This is a genomic window from Shigella sp. FC1661, from assembly GCF_001712525.1.
In the GTDB taxonomy this organism is placed as follows: domain Bacteria; phylum Pseudomonadota; class Gammaproteobacteria; order Enterobacterales; family Enterobacteriaceae; genus Escherichia; species Escherichia coli.
In genome coordinates this window covers 1-2,094 of the sequence record NZ_MDGW01000275.1, presented here as the reverse complement: position 1 = coordinate 2,094, position 2,094 = coordinate 1, and the positions used below count along the sequence as shown (strand labels likewise).

Below are 2,094 nucleotides of genomic sequence, written 5' to 3'. Positions count from 1 at the left end.
GGCAACGAGAGATGAGTTCGGGGTCGAGGTAATCCCCCAGAGAAGTCAGTGGGTTACGCAGAGAATCGTAACGGGATACCAGATCAAGAGCCTGTCCAATGTGCATAAAAAAATCCGGAAACAAGTGAGCGTTTCCGGATTCTTACACAGCCACTGGATCGGTCAACTGATCCTTAACTGATCGGCATTACCCAATCATCTGCCAGTTAATAAAGCGTGTGACAAGGTCGATTAAATAATCGGTACTGAACCCCGCCACCTGCGAACCCTGGCTCATTATGCTTTCCGGGCCAGGCAACCAGGTGTCATGCCAGAACAAAGCAAAGCCGATCGGCAGGGCAATCCAGTGGCGCAAGCGATGCAGGCTGTAGCGCGGAATGGGCATCAGCAGAAACGCGGCAAACACCAAATTGAGGAGCGGATGGAAGTTAAGATATCCCGCCCACAACAGGCCGAACTTAACCAGAAAATAGAAGTTCCAGCCGGAAAGGCCGCGCCAGTATTGCCAGAGGGAAGAAGGCATGGCGGTATTTTGCGTAAATTGAGTCATTTTTTGGTTGCCCTGGCTTTTTCCGTGCGGCGTAATGTCCCGGCCGGTTTAACATAACGAGGTTTAGCAAAGAACAAACGTAAGGTGTCGCGAATGCGTCGCAAAGAGTGCCGCGCCAGATAGCCCAGCGGGAAAAATATCAGTGCGCAAACGACAATAATTTCAATGATATCGCTGATGGTCATCATGATGAGCGCTCCACAGCATCATCTAACAGTCGCATGGGTTCTGGTATTCGTCGCCAGTGGCGACATCGTGCTCGGCATTGATGACCGGTTTAGAACTTTGCGTTAAAGGCAGCGGCATGCCCCATTGTTCTGGGGCAAGCAGGCGCATCTGCACCAGCTCGGCACTGATTTGATCATCTTCAAACCAGACCATACGGTTTGAGAAAATGTCGCCAGTAGGCAATGGGAAAATATGATTCAACGCGGTATCCAGATCGTTAATCCGACAGAATGAGAGAAACAGCACCAGCCGATTACCGCCAATGGTCATGATATCGCCGGTACGGTTAGGGCGACACAGCGTCAGGGCTTGTTCAACGCGGATACCCGGTACCGGACGTAGGGCAACCAGAACGCCTTTACCGTGGGCAGGTAATAGAGGGTTATTCATCATGTTGTTGACGGCATTACAGAACACATCCCACTTCTGGAAACCACGCAGTTTGAGCGGCTGGGTCATTGACAGCAAGGTAGTGATATCTTCCGGCACATAGCGACTAAACTTCTGCCCTTGCACGCTTTCGATCATCGTCAGACAACGGGAGAGTGGCGCATTCCACGGAATAACCATATTTGCACCGCAGGCCAATAACAAACGTTCATCGGTGGCGCGCAGGCTAGCGGTATTTTCCCGCACGAGGATTTTCATCGCACTACCGCGCTGGCGACGCAGGGTATGAATGCTGCGGGCCAGTGGCTCGATTTGCGCATTTTGCTGTAAAGAAAAGACCACCGTCGCCGCCTGAGCGGTACGGGCTTCATTGAACAGGACTTCGTTATTGTTGAACAGTTGCCAGTGTTCCGATAGCGGCGGCGCACCTTCCAGTACAGCAACATTACTCAGAATGCGTTTTTCGTCGCTGCGTGGTTGGATCTCCGCCTCTTCGCTTTGAACTAATGTCCAGATACCATTTTGTTGCTGAACGCTAAGCTGCTGACGGGCGCTGACCCCTTTTTCGTTGCACCAGAAGGCAATATCCAGCAAATGTTGGTCACCCTGAAAACGCAAACTGGCAAGACCAAAAAGTGAACGGTATTCCTCAAGCAACAATGAAAATTGTTTATCGTTATTATTTCCGGGATTAATTACCAAAAGCGAACAATGGTTTAACCTGCTCCATTTAGGTAATGCTGCCAACTTACTGATTTAGTGTATGATGGTGATTTTAAGGTGCTTGCGTGGCTTCCATTTCCATCAGATGTCCTTCCTGCTCCGCTACTGAAGGCGTGGTGCGTAACGGCAAAAGCACTGCCGGACATCAGCGCTATCTCTGCTCTCATTGCCGTAAAACATGGCAACTACAGTTCACTTACACC

The 2,094-nt window shown here is 50.5% G+C and carries 3 protein-coding genes and 2 pseudogenes; 1 reads left to right on the top strand and 4 read right to left on the bottom strand.

The window, feature by feature from the left end; translation table 11 throughout:
• The 4 genes and pseudogenes from BFF42_RS27820 to bcsE all read right to left on the bottom strand — a co-directional run.
• Window positions 1–124: hypothetical protein (locus tag BFF42_RS27820; protein WP_227894989.1), on the bottom strand; the 124-nt coding region annotated here is incomplete at its 3' end.
• Window positions 125–190: 66 nt separating this feature from the next.
• Window positions 191–550, bottom strand: a pseudogene (gene bcsG, locus BFF42_RS15495) (cellulose biosynthesis protein BcsG); the annotation flags it as partial.
• Window positions 547–738, bottom strand: a complete 192-nt coding sequence (gene bcsF, locus BFF42_RS15490) for a cellulose biosynthesis protein BcsF (protein ID WP_000988308.1) — start codon at window positions 736–738, stop codon at window positions 547–549. The pseudogene bcsG and the gene bcsF, both read right to left, overlap by 4 nt.
• Window positions 735–1,906: pseudogene (gene bcsE / locus BFF42_RS15485) on the bottom strand (cellulose biosynthesis protein BcsE); the annotation flags it as partial. The gene bcsF and the pseudogene bcsE, both read right to left, overlap by 4 nt.
• Window positions 1,907–1,956: 50 nt before the next feature.
• Between bcsE and BFF42_RS15480 the strand changes: the two are divergent.
• A partial coding sequence (locus BFF42_RS15480) for an insA N-terminal domain protein (protein WP_001645659.1) occupies window positions 1,957–2,094 on the top strand: 138 nt, incomplete at its 3' end.

Coding starts and splice junctions, on each gene's coding strand:
- bcsF (WP_000988308.1), bottom strand. CDS start 738: ATGATGACCATCAGCGATATCATTGAAATTATTGTCGTTTGCGCACTG.